This is a genomic window from Candidatus Thiosymbion oneisti (assembly GCF_004359955.1).
GTDB classification, from domain to species: domain Bacteria; phylum Pseudomonadota; class Gammaproteobacteria; order Chromatiales; family Chromatiaceae; genus Thiosymbion; species Thiosymbion oneisti.
Genome location: NZ_SMSC01000014.1, coordinates 60,879 through 79,594, shown reverse-complemented (window position 1 = coordinate 79,594; position 18,716 = coordinate 60,879). Strand labels below are relative to the sequence as shown.

Sequence of the window (18,716 nt, the reverse complement as noted above, 5' to 3'; positions counted from 1 at the left end):
TAAATGAAGATTCTATTTATCAGTGATCTGTTAGGCAAAGACTGCATAGGAAGAGTACCTTTAGGGGTACTCTATCTTTCTGCCGCTTTAAAGCACTCCGGCCACACAGTCGACTTGGTTGACACGAAACACTTTTCAGGCATAACGAGAAAGATTGATGATTTTTGTTCGGTTGTTAAGAAAATTAATACGCTTACCATTAAAAAGTATATATATTTTATGGAAAGGATACGCCTTGACCAACAGGATCGCTCCGGTAAAACTGAAATTAGGACAGTGGTTTCACGTCATTTATAGAAGTCTATTCCATTGAGCCTTTCATCAGGCCATTGCCGCAGAGCGAATATGAATATATCGCTAGTCAGTTATCGGATTTTCGGTTATGAAAACATCGCTCATCATTCCGTTTAAGGACGAGGTGGAGTATGCGGAAACGACTATGAGAACGGCATATGCCTATTTATCCGCACATGAAATTGACTTTGAACTTGTTGCAGTCGACGACAGTACTGACGGAACCTGGGAGATTCTTCAATCCTTTGCGGATTTACACCAAAACGTTGTCGCAGTGAAAGGGGGGGAACCTCCGGGGTATGGGAAGGCATTACAAAAAGGGTTTGGTGTTGCCACGGGGGACGTTCTTATTCCATTCAATGGCGATCTCAGTGATTCACTCGACGACGTGATCTCATATATCCATCTGATAGAGGACGGGTATGAAATGGTCTTTGGATCGCGGTTTATGGCCGGAGCAAAAGTGGCTGGCTCCACAGCGGTGAAAATCTTTGTATCGCAGTTGGGTAACGGGTTTCTCCAAATACTTTTCCGCACCGACTGTAGTGACATCACCAACTCATTCAAGGCGTATAGAAGGATGGTGTTGGAAGAGATCACCCCGACCGCCGACGGATACGATATCGGAATGGAGATAGCCTTGAAAGGCATTCTCAGGAAGTACAGGTACACGACAATCCCCGTGGCTTGGTCGGATCGAAAGTATGGGCGCTCAAAGATGTCGATCATGAAATCAATCCCAACGTATCTGTCCACTGCGATCAGAATTAGATTTTTTCGGTAGGGAACGCCCTCGTAATCGTTCAGCCCCCACCTCGATCCAGCCGTTCGAGTAGGCCCTGATCCATAAGTCTGGCCACGCTCGGGATAACCTCCAAAGCGGATAGCTGCACCCGGTCGGCCAGGGCGATCAGGTCGTGGTTCCCATCGCAATAGGTGATGATGTTCATCATGTCGCGAATCGCCAGACCGGACCCCTTGATCGACACCGATGGGTAAAGACCACGCTTACCGAGTTGCGGCTCGCATGGAACGGTGATCCGGTAATAGCCGTTGTTCTCCAGGACGGTCAGGCATTGGTGCAGGATGCGGTAACCGCCGGCAAGACCCGCCGGCGTGATCAGATCCAAGTCATCGGCCGAGGTGTGATATTCGGGATAGCAGCCGTACTTGCTGCGCATCACCGATACCACCGGCAGATCGACACCGGGGCTGCAGTATTGTCGCTCGTCGCTGCCGCGGTCCAGGAAGCTATAAGATGTGTAGTGGTCAGTGCCATGGCGCAGGACGTGTTCGGCCACGCGGTCGGCTAAGGTATCTCCGAGGCGAGAAGGCAACAAGGAGTAGTCGCGCTCGTCTCCCACACAGGTGACAACGAAACCGGCGATGGTGCGCCGTTTCATCTCCGCCAGATGGCGCGACAGGTAAAGGATGGAACCGATGGTCTCCGGCACGTACAGGATGCGGTAACTCAGCCGTCGGTCCGGCAGTGACGCCAGCCGGCGCGCCAATGCCGTGGTCACCACCGGCCCCGACAGATCGTCGTTTGCCATTGACGGGTGGCAGACGTAGGTGGACAGCAGCACTTCCTCCGGCTCCCGACCCGGCAGCAGAAGCTCACCGTAGGTGAGGGAGCCCGGCTCCAGGGTGGAGTGCACCACCGCACGATAACGTCCGGGCGGCAAGGTCTCGCGTTGGCGATGAGTAAGGCAGAATCCCCAGCGACGCTCGTAGTAGCTGGTTACATACGGAATGGTGTCGGGTTGGTCGGGGAGCGAATAGAGGTGTCGGTCCAGCTCATCGCGGTCGAGCCAAAGGTCGACCGGCTCGGAATAGCCGACCAGATGCAGATTATGATCGGCGAAGTCGATGAGACGTTCGCTGGCCTCGTTTTCTATGTAAGCCTCCCGGACATTCCATTCGTCGGGAACGGTCCAGTCGCAGGCACGGGTCCCGGTCGGCACTTCGTGAATGGTCATTCCGGGCAGCAGATCACGCAGAAAACCCAGGGTCTCGCGTACGCCATCGCCCGTGATGCTGCGGCAGATAGGGAAGAGATCCGCTGCCCAACCGTGCATCTCGTGACCGAGGCGGTCGAGGTCGAGGGTTCCCAACACGTCTTCGGTTATCATAGGCTTTGACCTCCCTGCTCGGCTACGATGCATGGCTCAGCTACGATGCGTGGCCTGGTCACGCCCATGCCCTCCGCCCTGGTCAGGAACCATGGTCGGAGGGGTAGGGTACGGGCGACAAGGTCCCGGAGGTCGGCAGCGGTGATCAGCCCCAGCTCGCCACGCCCCAGGCGGCGCGGATGAAACAGCCCCTCTGCCCGTGCCAGTCGGTCGAGTGGGTCGGGTGCATTGATCAGGGCATCGTCGCTCAGGTAACGTACCCAGATGGTGCTCCGGGCCGCATGCTCCTCGCCGTTCCGCCGGATGCGCCCGATGAACGTCTTGTCGAAGCGATAGGGGACCTTCAGTTGGCGCTCCACGTAATGGACAAAGGTGGAGCCGGCGCCGAAGTTGAAGTTGAGGATCTTGCCGCCGGCCTCATAGAAGCGGTCGAAAAAGGAACCTGGGCCGAAGCTGTTTTCCGGCACCTCGGCGGTCAGCGCCTCCGCCTTTCCACCGATCGCCGCCACCGAATAACAGGGATCGACCGAGCGCCGCGCGTCGGAGTGCCTACGCACCCACTCGGCGAACAGGCCCATACCCGAGGGGCTGGCCTCGGGATCGAAGACCTCACCCCGCGGAAACGAGTAAGTGAAAGTCGGCACGACCAGCGTACCCTCGTACCCGATGCGATCCAGCACGGCCTCGGCGAACAGACGGCACAAGGCATCGGCGTTGCGCACCCCCTGGGCGTGACCGAAGAAACCGAGGTTGCTGTGGCTGAACAGGATGTCGCCTCGGTCGAGCGGTAGATCCGACAAGGCGATGCGCAGATCATCCGAGGAGTAGTCGGCCATGGTCAGTCTCCGCGCTTCTCCCGGATGAGTTCGGCCAATCCGCTCAGGGTGACAAAGCGGCGATCCTGGAAGTCCTGCTCGGTGAAACGAATGGAAAACCGGTTCTCCACGTTCTCGATCAGCTCGATGACACTAAAGGAGTCGATCGCGCCCACCTCGAAGTAGTTGTCGTCACGGTCCAACTCCAGGTCAGGGGTGCGCCCGGCAAACCACCTACGCAACCAATCTTCCGGCGAGAGGTCTTGGGTATCCTGCACTCTGTCGTCTCCTCAGTTTTCCACCATGACAAAGCGACGTGCCGAGGCGCCATCACCGTCTGTCTTAAGCGGAGAGTTATGTCCGCATCAAGCCGAAATCCGAAAGAGGATAGCTTCTTCTCGGTATATAATCACGGCCCTTTATGGATTCCAGACTGCTACTATCCACTCCTGGCACGATCGTAGAGTAGGCTGTACCCACCAACCGGGCTTCCAGTCACCAGCTACCAGTCGCCGGCTCTCCAACTCATCAATGCGGTTCGCTACGGTCACTGCCCATCCTACACCCCCAATGCCATAAAGCCCCTCTCCCGGCGAGGGTGTCGTAAAAGCAGTGGTGTTAGCTGCTGGCCTACGGAATTTAAACCACAGAGGGCACAGAGAACACCGAGAAAGAGAGTAGGTCGACTCTGTGTTCTCTGTGTCCTCTGTGGTTCGATAGGTAGCCCCGAAGGGACATGCGGATTTCCATCAGCAGCCCCCCTGGAAGGACTTTTGCGACACCCTCTCCGGGAGAGGGCGGGGGTGAGGGGGAAATTCAAAAGCTCAGATTGTGTCGGGTGGCAGTATACATCAAAGAAGAGATGCTTCATGATGCTTCACCAGGATGAGCTTCCTGATGATGACTAAACTCCGAATAGCCTTATTAGTAATACTGTCCGCTGTCCTGATGGCCATCATCGTTCAGGACTTCAGTGGATATATACCCGGATGTATCTTCAATCAGATGCAATGGGTGTACTATACCATTTCAGTGGGCTTGTGTTTGCTTCTATGTTTCACCATCGTTGTCGTACTTCGCGCCAAGACGCCTCGGCCACTCTTCATCATCACGACATGCGTGTTGATGATTGTAGTCATGGAAGGTGCAGTACGCCTTTTTGACCGGTTTTTCGTGGTCCCTCAAGGCATCGGGGGTCAATCGTACCAGCGCGATTCCGTTTTCCTTCCTCGACCAACACCGACGAACAGCCTCGGCTTCAATTCAGAGCGCGAATACACGAAGCAAATCCCGGCGAATACAACCCGTTTCCTTTTCTTAGGTGACTCCTATACCTACGGATCAGCAAGTCATTCCACGCGTTCTTATTGTCATGTCATCGAATCGTTTCTCAACAGGAACGGCAATGGACGGTATGAGGTATTCAATGCCGGTGTGCCAGGCTATTCCCCACTCAACTCCTATAAATTACTACGTTTTCTCATCGCGGAGGGATACGAGTACGACGCGGTTGTTTTCTCATTATTCATGCAAAACGACTTTATCGAGGAGGTGCCACATACATATCGAACCCCCATTTTGGGGATTCCTCAACGACAACCACGAAATCCGCTGCTCCGTATCGGCCATCCGCTCAATAGTTATTTGTTCCGCTATATCATCACCGCCCCACGGTTCCTGGCCAGTCGTACAGACTCGGATCGTCCACAGCCAGGCGATAACCCAACGGGACCATTTCAAGTCAGCGAAATCGCGGTCTCGCGTTTTCAAATGAATTACTTCGGTCCACCTGACCTCTCGTCTGTGTTGTTCTCCATCAAAGCCATGGCCGCGGAGGGTGGCAAACCTTTCTTTCTGGTGATATTTCCGGACCAGTTCTTCGGTGACAAGAGAGTGCGCGAAGAAATACTCTCTCGGGTGGATGGCGAGCAATACGATTTCAGGTACTACTATCGATGGATCGACCGACATTTCGCCGCGTTGCCCAGACTCGACCTCTCACATAAGATCGCCACCTGCGACGATTGCTACATCAGTAATGATACTCATCTCAACGATCGAGGCAACAAAGTGGCCGGCGAGGTCGTTGGGACATTTCTACTATCTCAAAACCTAGACAGCTTTCACATCGAGGAACAACGAGCAGAAAAATGAAACACAATAGATTTGAAAAGCACCCCAAAAAAATGTTTATGATTTTTTTGCTGGGACTACTACTGTTTTCCGCTTATGGAGCTGAAATACTCTTGTCCATGACAACACAAAGGGAAAAAATAAGTACCGAAGTCAGAAATATCAGACTAAGAGAATATCTCCCCTCGGCTGTGAAATATGTTGTTCCTACTGATGCAGATATGAGCAATTCGGATAGTCTGGTTAAAAAGGAGTATCGATTTGAGATTGATAAGGATGGCTACATATATCCATCAAGAATACACGATCAACCGGATCTGACGATAATTTTCCTTGGTGGTTCCACGACACAATGCCTCTATGTCGATGAGAACAATAGATTCCCATATCTGGTCGGTAGGTTGTTGGAGAAAAACGGCAAGAGAGTAAACTCATTCAATAGCAGCAGAAGCGGCAATGATTCGATGCATTCGAACAACATCTTGTTGAACAAGGGAATGGCGTTAAGTCCCGACGTTGCCGTTATGATGCATAATATCAATGACCTGAATGTATTGCTATATGAAGGGAGTTACTGGAATAGAAACCCAAGCAGATCTTTAATAGTGGTGCATAGGCCTTCTTTCTATAATGGCATGAAGGACATCATGAAGGCCGCATTTCCAAGGCTGATTAATGAGTTGGCGGAATTAAAAGTTAGAGTTTTCGGTGGCCTTAACATTGATAATGAGTTCTCGCATTTGCGTGGAAAACAATTAACCATGAACAAACACGAGATACTCCGACAATTTGAAAGGAGTTTGTCGACTTTTATAGGTATCTCCAGGTCACATAAAATTATGCCGGTATTAATGACCCAAGCAAACAGATTCAAAGATAAGCCGGACGAGGTGATAGTCAATGGGTGGATAGTGCCTAAACTGAATAGTTTGGGGATTGGTTATGAGGAGTTAAAAGACACATATGATGAAATGAATAATTTAGTGAGGAGGATAGGACGAATCAACGAGGTGCAGGTTATAGATTTAGCAAAGGAAGTCCCACAAGATAGTGCCTACATATACGATTATGTTCATTTCAATGATAATGGGTCAAAATATGTTGCCGCGTTAATATCAAGCCAACTCGAAAATTCACTTGGCGAATTGAAGTAGTGACAATTACCGTACCTTCAGCTCCTGTTTTACGACTCGGTTTCATCGGGGGCGCTATTAGTTCGGCAGTGGGCTATACCCATTGGGTTGCCAGTCAGCTCGATGACAGGTGGCGCTTGGTATCCGGCTGTTTCAGTCGTGATTCGGCGACCAGTGCCGAGACGGGTAGGGCCTGGCATCTTCCGCCGGACAATGTGTATTCGGATTGGAAAGACTATGTCGCTAAGGAGGAGAACAACCTGGATGCGATTGCGGTGTTGACACCGACCCCGGACCACGTCGACATCGTCTGTGCTCTGCTCGAGGCCGGCATCCCGGTAATCTGTGAAAAGGCCATGGTCGCTACTTTGGCGCAGTCCGGGCGGGTTCGACGAACCCTGGAGAGGTCCAAGGGTTTTCTCGCCGTCACCTTCAATTACAGTGGCTATCCTTTAGTGCGTGATCTGCGCCGCCATGTGCAGGAAGGCACCTTGGGCAAGCTGAAACAGATCCGGGCAGAGATGCCCTCGGATGCCTTTATCCAACCCCCCGAGAAGATGCATCCCCAGGCCTGGCGGCTGAAAGATGGCGAGATTCCCACTATCCTCTTGGACCTGGCGGTACATGTGCATCATCTCACCGCCTTTCTGACGGGATTGAAACCTATCGCGGTCAATGCCGATTTCCATCACTTCTCTATCTTCGAGGGGATCGTCGATGATGCCTCTATCTGGGTGAAGTATGAGAACGACTTTCGGGCCTCCTTCTGGGTGAGCAAGACAGCGCTCGGCTATCGAAACGGGCTCAAACTACGGCTGTTCGGAGACCGGGCCAGTGCCGAGTGGGTGCAGGAAAGGCCGGAATACCTACACATCTACCGGAAGGATTCGACGCGGGTGACCTATGATCGCGGCAATGCGGTGCATGGAGACGAAATCCGTGAGCGTTTCAAACCGGGCCATCCGGCCGGTTTTATCGAGGCCTTTGCCAATCTCTATGCCGATATTGCGGATGCCTTGATACAATACCGTGTGGAAGGGAAATACCGTTCATCCTATGTTTACGGCTGGGAACATGCCAACGAGGGATTGGCGCTCTTGGCGGCTGCCAGCCGTGCCAACCGTCAGCGGTCTTGGATCTCCTTAAAAACGGATGCCGTCAGTTTCTCGACCTGAAGACACGCTAAAGAATTCCTTCTATGAGTTTTTTCGGCTCTCTTATGCCTCGTGTGGGTAAGGGGTTAAAGCTAATCGTGTCAATACGGAACAGAGCACTTAGATGGCACTGCATCCTACGGGCTTTGTCCAACCCAATGTCATTAAATTAAGGTTAAGTCGCCGATTCGACAGGGATGGTCGGAATCAGGAAGCGAGGAGGAACCACCGTCTTCGATCCGGGTAGACGCGCCGTCTCGGCGCGTTCCTGAAAAGCGGCGGGACGCCGCTTCTACACCAATGCCATTAAGTTAGCTGCCAGCCGCTGATCATGGTAGGTCGGGTTAGGCGCGTGCTTCGGTGTTCGGTTGGGCCACAGGATTGGGGCGCGCCGTAACCCGACAGACGATGCTGCGAGCCAACCTGGGATGTCGGGTTACGGCGCGTTCAACCTCGGTTGCCCACGCCCGCATCGCAAGGCGCGCCTAACCCGACCTACAAAACTTAACTTAATGGCATTGGCTTCTACACGGGATTCCACTAATTCCTGGCAGAATGACGGCTTAGCTTAATGGCATTGTTGTCCAACCTACTTGGCCTGCGCAATGAATGGAGCAAGGTATGCGAGTCAAAGACAAATATCTCAATCCCTTTACGGATTTCGGTTTCAAGAAGTTATTCGGCATAGAGCCGAATAAAGATATTCTCATCGACTTTCTGACCGAGCTGCTGCGTAAAGATGAAGGGGAAATCAGGGATATTACTTACCTTTCCCCGGAACAATTGGGGAGAACCGCCGGTGAGAGGAAAGCCATCTTCGATATTTATTGTGAAAACGAGCGGGGTGAAAAGTTCATCGTCGAGATGCAGCAGGCGAAACAGAATTACTTCAAGGACAGAAGCATTTACTATTTGACCTTTCCGATTCGGAGTCAAGCCCAAAAGGGCGGTTGGGATTTTGAATTGAAATCGGTTTACACCGTCGGCATACTGGATTTTGTCTTCGACGAAGACAAGGGCAGTGACCAGGTCTTTCATCATGAAGTGCAATTATTCGATAAGAGCGTACAAAAGGTTTTCTATGACAAGTTGACCTATATCTATCTCGAAATGCCGAAATTCACCAAGACAATCGACGAATTGGAAACCCATTTCGACAACTGGCTTTATGTAATCAAGAATCTCGAGAACCTGACGGACAGACCGGTAAAATTACAGGAAAGCGTCTTTAACAAGCTCTTTGAGCAAGCGGAAATCGCGAATTTCGACGACGAAGAATACAGCGAATATGAGCGGAGCCTGAAGACCTATCGTGATTTGAAGAACTCGTTCGACACAGCGAGAGACGAGGGGAGAAAAGAAGGCAGAGAAGAGGGGAGAAAAGAAGGGCGAAGAGAAGGCAGAGAAGAGGGGGGAAAAGAAGAGAAAATCACGATCGCCGGAAAATTGAAACGACGACATGTACCACCTGAGATCATCTCTCAAAGCACCGGCTTGACAATAGAAGAGATCGAGAAATTATAACCCCATTTTGTTTCCATCGACCCCACGCCATGGTGCTGTGCAGGTCCCCCGACGTCAGCAATTTATACGGCTTGGTACCTGCAACCCCAGGAGAAATCTTCCGGCGTAACAGATTATTTCGTTAGGCTTAAACGGTGTGGCTTTCAGATTTCACGGCCCTTATACGCGAGAGTTTATGACATACCTTTATGATCTCTTCAGGGACCAGGCGCAACACTTTGCGCAAAAAACCGCCCTGATCAGCGGGGACGCCCGCTATTCCTATGAAACCCTGCTCCGGCAAGCGGACCGTTGGGCCACTTATCTGTTTGCCGGACAACAGAAACGTCCTAGGATAGCCCTGCTGACGGAGGACCCCTTTCACAGCATCAGCCTCTCTTTGGCCATTGCCCGTCTCGACGGCGCCTGTGTCCCGACCAACCCGCAGCTGCTGCCGGAACAATTGCTGGCCTGCTGGCAGGCAACCGACGTCGACAGGGTCATCTATGAGCCGGCATTCGAACGCAAGATCCGGGCCTGCGATCGAGGCGATATGGAATTCCTGACCACGGATGAGATCACCGGGTACGAGGAGGAAGGGGACTTGGATACGGTTTTCCCCTGGTCGGATCAAAAGGACTTTCTCATTACCCTATCTTCCGGCTCCACCGGTGCCCCGAAGCCGATCATGCTGTCGCAAGAGGTAAAGGTCGCACGGGCCCGGCAGACCTGGGACCTGTACCAGTTGACATCCGACGATGTGGTCTTGTGTGCCTCCCCCTATTTTCACTCCCTTGGGCAACGGCTGGTCTATGTTCCGCTCCTGATGGGGGCTACCTTGGTCCATCTGTCACGGTTCACGCCGAAAAAATGGCTCGATCTGGTAGAAGAAAACCGGGTCAGCTTCGTAATCGGCGTATCCTCCCATCTCTATACCCTGAAGGACTATTTACTGGATGGTAGCGGACGGATCGACTCCCTGAAGATCATCGTGACCTCCTCCGCGCCGATCGATGTCGACTTCAAGGGCCGGCTCTTCCGGACGGTGGGCTGCCGTTTCCATGAGATCTATGGTGCCACGGAGGTCGCCATCGCCACCGACCTGGCCCCCGAATATGCGGGGGAAAAGTACGCGACGGTTGGATTTCCCTGTAAGGGGGTCGGCGTCAGGATCCTCGATGACGCCGGCAATGAGCTAAGCTATAATGCCATTGGTGAAATTGCAGTAAAGACACCCTTATCTTTCGAGGGGTATTATGGCCGGTCCGATCTGACCCGGGCGGCCATGAAGGACGGCTATTTCCTCACCGGAGACCTGGGTAGCCTGGACGAGGACGGCTTCCTCTCGTATGTCTCGCGCAAGAAGGACATCATCATCTCCGGTGGGATCAACATCTATCCCGGTGACATCGAAAAGGTCCTTCTCGGGCAGCCGGCAATAAAAGAGGTCGCGGTCATCGGGGTGGACGACCGCCTGCTGGGCGAGGTCGTGGTCGCCGTCTGCGTAGCCGATAGGGAAGAAAATGTGGATAATATGGAAAGGGAGCTGCGCGGGGTTGCCGACCGGCATCTGGCGCCCTTTCAGCGTCCGCTGAAATATTTTTTCGTTGATAACCTGCCGCTCACCCACTCGGGCAAACTCTCGAAACAGTCGTTGCGTGAGAAGTACAATGCCATGAATGAGGATTGGACACTTGCCCTGAGGATGATGCTCCGTGGTGAATGAGAGTTAAGAATGGCATTGACCTGCAAGTGACAGGCGAGACGCATGCGCTACCCAGAAGTGAGAGGGGCTTTGAGGCTTGATTTAATGGCATTGCGGTTACATCCGGATCTATAAAAAGTCAATTATTACCCCCGTGACAAGGCAAGCTAAACACCCCACTCCCACAAAACCTGATACTAAGATGAGGCAACAAAAATGAAAGTATTACTAGTTGCTCCATATCGTCCATTTCATAGTTCACGGATAGAAACAAAAGTCACAGACAAAGAAGATATCATGCCGTCAGCGGCCTTGCTTATATTGGCGGCGGTTCTCAGAGAAGCCGGACATACTCCCATCGTGCGGGAGTTTGCGACCAGCACCGTTGACGCAATGCCGGATCCACTGCAGTATTCATATGATACCGTTTTGGAAATCATCAAGAAAGAAAAACTGCCGCTCGTCGGCATCTCTTTTCTGTTCGGAGGTGATTTCCCCTATGCGTGGGAGCTTGCGCGCTTTATAAAGGAGCACGCCCCTGAAATTAAAATAATCACCGGTGGGATCCATCCCACGACTTTTCCTTACGAAATTTTATCAAATGCCCTCGAGTTTGATTATGTTGCGATTGGAGAAGGTGAAAAACAACTCGTCGAGCTGGCTGATCGAATGGAAGCCTCAAACCTGGGGAACTTAAGAGAGCTTGCCGGTTTCGCTTTCAGAGATGCAGATGGTGTCGTCAACGTCAACGAGACTCGGGACAGAGTCGATTATGAGGACCTGCCGATGCCGGCCTGGGATCTCGTGGATTTCAGTGAGTACGAAATGGATTTGAGCAATTACTTCAATCCCAAAGGGCACGACCTCAAGAATATCATAAACATATTTTCCGAGCGGGGCTGCCCATATAAATGCACTTTTTGTGATTTACACCTGATGCAGGGACGTAAATTACGCCGCCTGAGCGCAGGGAAGTTTGCCGATGAGCTATCCTACCTTGTAAACGAGAGAGGAATGAATTACTTTAGATTTCAAGACGACAATCTCCTGGTTGATAATACCCATGTCATCAATATATGCAGAGAGATTGTGAGCAGAGGGCTCGATATTCAATTCGATATTACCGGTGGGTATGTCAATGCCTGCAATGACAAGGCCATCGATCATCTGGTAGCAGCAGGGCTGGTTTCAATAAACCTCAATATCGAGCACGGCTCGGAATACATGAGAACCGAAGTGATCAAGAAGCCGATCAGTAGAGATAAAATTTCCGCTGTTGTTGAGAGCTTGAGGAGATATAAGGTCAACATAGGGACGAACTGGATCATGGGTTTTCCGGAAGATACGAATGAAACTCTACAGGAAACCCTGGATCTGATAAATGCAATCAAGCCGGATAGAGCCAATGTAGGGGTCCTTGCTCCCTATCCCGGCACCCCCATTTTCGATCAATGTGTAAGGGACAATTTATTTATCGAAAAATTCGATCCTAAGGACTATTGGAAAGTGCCGTTTAAACCACACCAACAGGAGCCTTTTATTAAACCCTATAAGATGACCTTGGAAGATTTAGCAGATTGGCGCAAAAAATTCATGGATGTCCGGTATAAACATTATGGCCATTGTTACAGTGAGTTTATGCTCCCTAATGGCTATATAAGAGCAGAAGACGGAACCGTAAGAGTAGCAGCCTGACTTGGTTTCACCCTTTCGCGTGATTCGTTGTTTTTCCTCTTCTTTGCCGACCATCTTTTTTTCGCTTATGGCCAATATCTGCTTTTCCGTTATGTCAGCTCGTACCCCCCTTCTCCACCATTTGGCGGAAAGATTGGGGCCTCTGGGACATCACATTTATTGGCTCTGTCCAAGTCCTTTCTGGAAATCGTGGCTCCAACAGCGTGGTATTCCGGAAGACGACATTCTCGATGAAACAATCGCCACCCGACAAGGGATGTTGTCCGCGCGCGAGCGGCGTGAGGCAACGGAGATGCTGGCCAATACCGAGCGCACTTTCGGTTTCACCATAACCAACATGATCCTGATGGATCGATTCCTGCGGGAGAAAGCCCCGGATTTCTCTATAACCTATTTGCTCGGACTCTACGTACTGCTGCAACGCTTTTTCTCCGGCAAACACATCGAGTTCGTTATCGGCGAGCCGACTCTGGCATATGACTTGCTGGCGTCGCTTACCTGCCGACAAATGGAAATACCCTATTTATTTCCTCTCGGGATACGGATTCCCGACTCTCGTTTCGCGTTTTTTCGCGGATGGAACCAGTCGCAGATCAGGTGCCCGAATGATCCGCCGGAACCGGATGCCGCTCTTTCCTGGGTTCGGCCCTTTCTCGCAAGATTTGAAGAAGAGAAACCTAAACCTGAATATTGGACCCGATTTAACCAAAAAAAGTTTTTTAAACGGCAATGGCTCCCAAAGGGCGTAGCCAACATCGTTGACGACCTTCGGATCGGCAACTCCGATCCAACCCGTGCTACCACCAGGTACCTGGTAACGAACAAAGCAAAAGAACTCACGAATCGGTTGATGTTGCATATCAACTCACCCTTCTCCGGAGTGCAGGCAAAAGATGCGCCCCCTTATGTCTTGTTTCCTATTCATAAGCAGCCCGAGTCCAGTATCGACGTGCTTGGCGACTTTTATTCCAATCAACTCGAGCTGATCCGTAACATTGTTCGCTCCCTGCCTGCGTCCCATAGTCTGTTTGTAAAAGAGCATTCCAATGCCATCGGCGAACGCGGGGTTTTTTTCTATTCACGGGTGAAGCGCCTTCCGAAGGTGCATGTAATCGACCCAAGGGCCGACAGCTATGCGCTGCTGGGCGGAGCATCCGCCGTACTAACGGTGGCAGGTACCATGGCCTACGAGGCGGGGCTCCTCGGAAAGCCTGCAATAACCTTTGCGCCGCTGTTTTTCAATGAATTGCCATCTGTCGGGTTCTGCAAGAATATCCGTGAGTTGCCTGGCATAATCCAACACACACTGCATGACGGCACCGAGCCGGTCGACTCCGATAACGCTAGGGAAAAAAGACTGGAGTTCCTGGCGAACCTGTACCGGAACTCCTATGAAGGCACTTTTACGGACGTACTCACCTATCCCGAAGTGATGGAGGATGACAACCTATCGCGGCTCTCGCTGGCCATTGATGACACCGTCCGTGCCAGGAATTCCTATTGGCCACCCTAGTACCTCATTTCGGCTTAAACTTTTCACTTGGATATACTTTATAATGTTGAAGCGTTATGAAGTAGTTGCTCGTTACTGGAAACACCGCCTGACGAACAGGTTGCCGGAAGAGCGGGTTCTGAGATCACGGCTCATCCATTGTAATCGTGCGATCGACGTTGGGGCGAACCACGGCATCTTTTCTTTAATCCTTTCACGCCTGTGTGATTCCGTGGAGGCGTTCGAGCCAAACCCATCCTGCGCGCGCACACTGCGGCAATACCGTGCCGGGAATATTGCGATTCACACCGTTAGACTATCAAGTACCGAGGGGTCGCGAGAGCTATTTATACCTATTATCAAACGCAAGCAGATAACTGGCTACGGGAGCTTCATCCGACCCGCGGGGAATGTCGACTACAGGGTTATCGAAGTCCCTGTCCGACGTCTCGATGATTTCTCGTTTCGCGATGTCGGATTTATCAAGATCGATGTGGAAGGGCACGAATTGGACGTCATACGCGGAGGCAAGGCGACCATCACCAGGGAACGTCCTATATTGATGGTCGAAATCGAACAAAGGCATCTGAGGGGAGTCTCCGTCGATGATGTGATTCACGAGCTCTTATCATTAGGATATCGGGGGGCCTTTTACGAGGAAGGTCGCTATTGTGATATCGACGGTTTTGATGTCGAAAAGCATCAATTGGCGCCCATAGCACATCCCGCAGGCCGGCGCTATGTCAATAATTTCTTCTTTTTCCCTGACTTAAGCATTTGAATGACACCTAGGATCTCCTTTAGGGCACCTTGAAAAATACGATTCTCGTCAACAGCACGCTTCTACAATCAATGGGTTAGAGTCGCTTGATCGATGAAAACGCCTATTTTTCAAGATGCCCTTTACAGTCTCCGGCTCGCTCATATTAGCTATTGCCTTTTTTGTGGCGCTATTCCATCAGAAGTGGTCCTATGCACTTTCCGTGTTCTTCATACCCTTCACCGCGACTGCCGTAGCCAATACGGATTTCGGCGACGGCGCGGCACTACAGGTACCGACAGCAGTGGGGGCGATATGGATGATCCAGCAAGCGTTTTTTATCCTCCGGAGAGATTACAAGTTCGCAAGATTAAGCGGTTCTTTTATGCTCTTGTTGTTTCTCGGCGTGGCCATCGTTAGCGCGGTGGTAATGCCCTTATGGATTGATGGTGCGATAGCTGTACGGTATCCATCACTGGATTTTTTTGAAGAAACCCCGCTCACCTTTCGAGGCCAGAATGTAACCCAGACCGGGTATCTTGCGTTTGGCGTGCTGTTTGCGCTCTTCGTTGGAAACCATGCACGGAAAGCAGACCTACTCCGTGCAAGCCTTAGAGTCTATGTAATATCCGGTGCGTTTGTTGCCTTGTGGGGTATTTACCAGTTTATTGTATATAGGTTATCGTTGCCCTATCCCGAAGTCCTCTTCAACAACAGTATCGATCCGTCCGTGTTAGGAGCATTGAAGCAAGAATTCAGAGCGCTGGAGTTAAGGAGACTTACCTCGGTTCAGGTTGGACCTTATGCACTTTCAAAATACCTGCTTACCGTTTTGTCGGTCCTGGCGGCGCATGTCGTCACAGGAGTCCCACTGTTGCGGCCTCGAGTCGACTTTGCGGTTCTCCTGCTCGTCGTGACAACGCTGGTTCTGAGCACTTCTTTCTCCGCCTATATCGGGATTGTCGCACTCGGTGTTTTGTTTCTTCTGATTACGCCCGTTCTGAGATTGCGCAGAGTATTGGAAGCCACTACCCTTGGCTTGATCCTCGCCCTTACCATTTTCTATGTAGCATGGGTGAGTTCTCCTGGTTTCGTTACTGCCTTTGAGAGGATAGTGCTGGAGAAATTCGGCTCCTCCTCAGCCGGAGAGAGGTGGCTATCGGTAGTGATCGCCACGGAATATTTCGAGATGTATCCCCTACTTGGCCTTGGATTTGGAACCACGTTTTGTCACGACACAGTCGTTTTTCTGTTAGTGAACGTCGGGATAATCGGATTCACCGCATTCTTTTTCGCAGTCATTATCCCTTTCCGGAAGGCAATGGTTCGGATAATTGTTATGAGGGACCACTTTAGAATGCATCCTACACTGTACGCGACCTGTCTATCAATCATTATTTCTTTTGGGTTAATGATATTTCTTGATCTTTTTACTGGGTTCACGTTTGTATACCTGCATTTTTGGTTCTGGCTCGGCATGCTGATGGCGATAGCCACTCTAACCGAACCGAGAGAGAAGGATCGTTATGGCATTGCGACCCAAGAGGCATAGGGAGCAGCGACGGTGAATGTTGCCATGATTACGGGTTCTTTCCCCCCGCAAGTATGTGGCGTTGGCGATTTCTCCAGTCGATTAGTCCGGGAGTTGCGTTCGCAGGGTGTTATTGTAGATGTGTTCCCGCTGGGGATGGGCGGTTTTTTTTGTAAGAGGTGCGGAATACACCGGATAGGGAAGTATGATTTGTATCACATACAGTATCCCTCGCTCGGGTACAAGTGGAGTCTCTGTCCGCAGTTTCTCGCCTTTCGATACAAATGTTCCCTGGTTACTTTGCACGAGGCAAGTCAAACGAGGTTGCTCCGCCGGATCGCTCTGGTTCCGCTGCTCATGTTTTCACGCTGGATCGTGTTCACCAACTCGTTTGAGCAAAGTTTTTGTAAAAGCCTTTTCCCTGCAATAAGTAAAAAATCGAGTGTCATACCAATCGGAAGCAGTATACTGCCGCCGGATGGGGCGATCGTAGCCGATTGGCATGATAGAAAATACATTGTTTTCTTCGGGCTTATCCGTCCGAATAAAGGCCTAGAGGAGTTTTTGAGATTCGCACGGCTTTTGCGGCAACACAATGGCAGTGCTGCCATTATTTTAATCGGGAAGACGACGGGTAAATGGAAGGCTTACTGTTCAAGGATAATTCACCAGGCTCGAAGTGTGGGTATCGAGTGTATGTTCGGGCTGGATGAGGGGGACGTGTCGGCTCTCCTGCGCAAGAGCGCCCTTGGATATTTGCCGTTTCCTGATGGGCTTACCGAAAGGCGCAGCTCGGTGTTAGCTCTCTTTGCGCATGGCGTTGCGGTCATCAGTAATACGACGGACATTACTCCGCACACCATCCGGGAAGCGGTAGCCAATGCCGGATCTCCGGAGGAGGCAGCAAATATCGCGTGTCACTTCTTGGATCACCCGCAGGCTTTGAGAGCAATGCAAGAGAAGTCGCTAAGCGTAGCATACGAGTATTCCTGGAAGAGAATCGGACGTTCCTATATTGATCTGTATACGTCGCTTGTTCCTTAGTCGGCGGAATTGGGTAGTGGTAAATTCTATGACATGGGCTCGACCTTACGGTTGACTGGTACATAAAGGGTACCTTGAAAAATAGGCGTTTTCACCGATCAGGCGACTCTAATCCACTGATTATTCAAGTGCGCCGTTGACAAAAATCGTATTTTTCAAAGTGCCCTAAACAACACACAATGGATAAAAAAGTCCAATCCAAAAACTACCAAAACCGGATCGATACTCGATACGAGGAGCTTAATAATATGAAAGACAGAGTTGCTCTGATTACCGGGATTACCGGTCAGGACGGTAGTTATTTAGCTGAGTTGCTTTTAAAAAAGGATTACGATGTACATGGAATTGTTAGAAGGAACTCACAGCATAACCGCAGCCGCATAGAAGAAATACGTGACAGAGCCAGGCAAAGGGGCCGAGTCTTTGAATTATATTACGGCGACCTTTGTGATTCCGGCAGTCTTAACAGAATCATTTCCCTGGTTAAACCTACAGAGGTTTACAATCTCGCTGCCCAAAGCCATGTGCGTATCTCATTTGACCAGCCGGAATTTACCACTGATGTTACCGGCACAGGAGTATTAAGACTTCTTGAGGCCATACGTATCAATAAACTTGAGGCACGTTTCTATCAAGCTTCCACCTCCGAGCTTTACGGTCTCGCCCAAGAGAAACCTCAAACCGAAAGAACACCTTTTTATCCTCGCAGTCCTTACGGCATCGCTAAGCTCTATGGGTTCTGGATCGTAAAAAACTACAGAGAATCTTACGATATCCATGCCAGTAACGGTATATTATTCAATCATGAATCACCGCGTCGGGGCAAAAACTTTGTCACCCGAAAAATTACCTACTCCCTGGCCTGCATCAAACACGACATGCAGCAGACCCTGTTTTTGGGCAACCTCAATACCCAGCGCGACTGGGGCTTCGCAGGGGATTATGTAGAAGCCATATGGCGGATGCTGCAATTAAAGGAACCCGATGATTTTGTTATTGCTACAGGTCAGATGCACACAGTTAGATCCTTTGTAGAAAAAGCCGCGGCTCTTTGTGATTTCGATCTCGCCTGGGAAGGGTGCGAACAAAACGAAATTGGTCGTGATACCAAAACCGGCAGGATCCTGGTAAAAATCGACCCCCGCTTTTACCGACCCGCGGAAGTCGATGAGCTCCGGGGTGATGCCACTAAAGCCAGAGAAAAGCTGGGATGGCAACCTAAGGTTTCCTTCGAGGAGTTGGTTAGTATGATGATGGAATCCGATCTGAAACTGGTCGAAAAGCAAAAACAGTTGTTGTAGGGACCTTGAAGAATCCAGTGCCGT

At 50.9% G+C, this 18,716-nt stretch carries 16 protein-coding genes; 13 read left to right on the top strand and 3 right to left on the bottom strand.

Annotation, left to right across the window (positions count from 1 at the left end):
- Positions 1-3 precede the first annotated feature (3 nt).
- Both E1958_RS09800 and E1958_RS09795 read left to right on the top strand, forming a co-directional pair.
- Positions 4-297: a hypothetical protein gene (locus E1958_RS09800; protein ID WP_133511726.1), complete on the top strand. Its 294-nt coding sequence runs from the start codon at positions 4-6 to the stop codon at positions 295-297.
- An 85-nt stretch (positions 298-382) separates the two neighbouring features.
- Positions 383-1,078 carry a glycosyltransferase gene (locus E1958_RS09795; RefSeq protein ID WP_133511725.1) on the top strand — a complete coding sequence of 232 codons (696 nt, stop codon included), beginning with the start codon at positions 383-385 and terminating at the stop codon, positions 1,076-1,078.
- 19 nt (positions 1,079-1,097) lie between these two features.
- Here the strand turns inward: E1958_RS09795 and E1958_RS09790 are convergent, their stop codons facing one another.
- The 3 genes from E1958_RS09790 to E1958_RS09780 are packed head-to-tail and all read right to left on the bottom strand — an operon-like array spanning position 1,098 to position 3,519.
- The gene (locus tag E1958_RS09790; RefSeq protein WP_207787536.1) at positions 1,098-2,426 is read right to left on the bottom strand and encodes a DUF4910 domain-containing protein; all 1,329 of its coding nucleotides are present in this window, start codon (positions 2,424-2,426) and stop codon (positions 1,098-1,100) included.
- Positions 2,423-3,262 carry an AAC(3) family N-acetyltransferase gene (locus E1958_RS09785; protein ID WP_133511724.1) on the bottom strand — a complete coding sequence of 280 codons (840 nt, stop codon included), beginning with the start codon at positions 3,260-3,262 and terminating at the stop codon, positions 2,423-2,425. Before E1958_RS09785 ends, E1958_RS09790 begins: the two co-directional genes overlap by 4 nt.
- A gap of 2 nt (positions 3,263-3,264) precedes the next feature.
- Positions 3,265-3,519 carry an acyl carrier protein gene (locus tag E1958_RS09780; protein ID WP_133511723.1) on the bottom strand — a complete coding sequence of 85 codons (255 nt, stop codon included), beginning with the start codon at positions 3,517-3,519 and terminating at the stop codon, positions 3,265-3,267.
- 670 nt (positions 3,520-4,189) lie between these two features.
- Here E1958_RS09780 and E1958_RS09775 point away from each other — a divergent pair.
- The 11 genes from E1958_RS09775 to gmd all read left to right on the top strand — a co-directional run bounded on the left by E1958_RS09775 (position 4,190) and on the right by gmd (position 18,692).
- Entirely contained in the window at positions 4,190-5,395 is a 1,206-nt protein-coding gene (locus E1958_RS09775; protein WP_133511722.1) for an SGNH/GDSL hydrolase family protein, read from the top strand.
- Positions 5,392-6,528 carry an SGNH/GDSL hydrolase family protein gene (locus E1958_RS09770; RefSeq protein ID WP_133511721.1) on the top strand — a complete coding sequence of 379 codons (1,137 nt, stop codon included), beginning with the start codon at positions 5,392-5,394 and terminating at the stop codon, positions 6,526-6,528. The genes E1958_RS09775 and E1958_RS09770 overlap by 4 nt, the downstream gene beginning before the upstream one ends.
- Complete coding sequence (locus E1958_RS09765) at positions 6,528-7,682, top strand: Gfo/Idh/MocA family protein (protein WP_166664630.1); 1,155 nt, start codon at positions 6,528-6,530, stop codon at positions 7,680-7,682. Before E1958_RS09770 ends, E1958_RS09765 begins: the two co-directional genes overlap by 1 nt.
- Before the next feature lie 600 nt (positions 7,683-8,282).
- Positions 8,283-9,185: an Rpn family recombination-promoting nuclease/putative transposase gene (locus E1958_RS09760; protein WP_133511719.1), complete on the top strand. Its 903-nt coding sequence runs from the start codon at positions 8,283-8,285 to the stop codon at positions 9,183-9,185.
- A 175-nt stretch (positions 9,186-9,360) separates the two neighbouring features.
- Entirely contained in the window at positions 9,361-10,890 is a 1,530-nt protein-coding gene (locus tag E1958_RS09755; RefSeq protein ID WP_133511718.1) for a class I adenylate-forming enzyme family protein, read from the top strand.
- Between the two features lie 195 nt (positions 10,891-11,085).
- Positions 11,086-12,564 carry a B12-binding domain-containing radical SAM protein gene (locus tag E1958_RS09750; RefSeq protein WP_133511717.1) on the top strand — a complete coding sequence of 493 codons (1,479 nt, stop codon included), beginning with the start codon at positions 11,086-11,088 and terminating at the stop codon, positions 12,562-12,564.
- A 1-nt stretch (position 12,565) separates the two neighbouring features.
- The gene (locus E1958_RS09745; protein WP_133511716.1) at positions 12,566-14,077 is read left to right on the top strand and encodes a hypothetical protein; all 1,512 of its coding nucleotides are present in this window, start codon (positions 12,566-12,568) and stop codon (positions 14,075-14,077) included.
- A 43-nt stretch (positions 14,078-14,120) separates the two neighbouring features.
- Entirely contained in the window at positions 14,121-14,837 is a 717-nt protein-coding gene (locus E1958_RS09740; RefSeq protein ID WP_165741492.1) for an FkbM family methyltransferase, read from the top strand.
- 115 nt (positions 14,838-14,952) lie between these two features.
- Positions 14,953-16,368: an O-antigen ligase family protein gene (locus E1958_RS09735; protein WP_133511714.1), complete on the top strand. Its 1,416-nt coding sequence runs from the start codon at positions 14,953-14,955 to the stop codon at positions 16,366-16,368.
- A gap of 336 nt (positions 16,369-16,704) precedes the next feature.
- On the top strand, positions 16,705-17,391 hold the full coding sequence (locus E1958_RS09730) for a glycosyltransferase family protein (RefSeq protein WP_133511713.1): 687 nt from the start codon (positions 16,705-16,707) through the stop codon (positions 17,389-17,391).
- Between the two features lie 248 nt (positions 17,392-17,639).
- On the top strand, positions 17,640-18,692 hold the full coding sequence (gene gmd, locus E1958_RS09725; RefSeq protein WP_133511712.1) for a GDP-mannose 4,6-dehydratase: 1,053 nt from the start codon (positions 17,640-17,642) through the stop codon (positions 18,690-18,692).
- Positions 18,693-18,716: the final 24 nt, after the last annotated feature.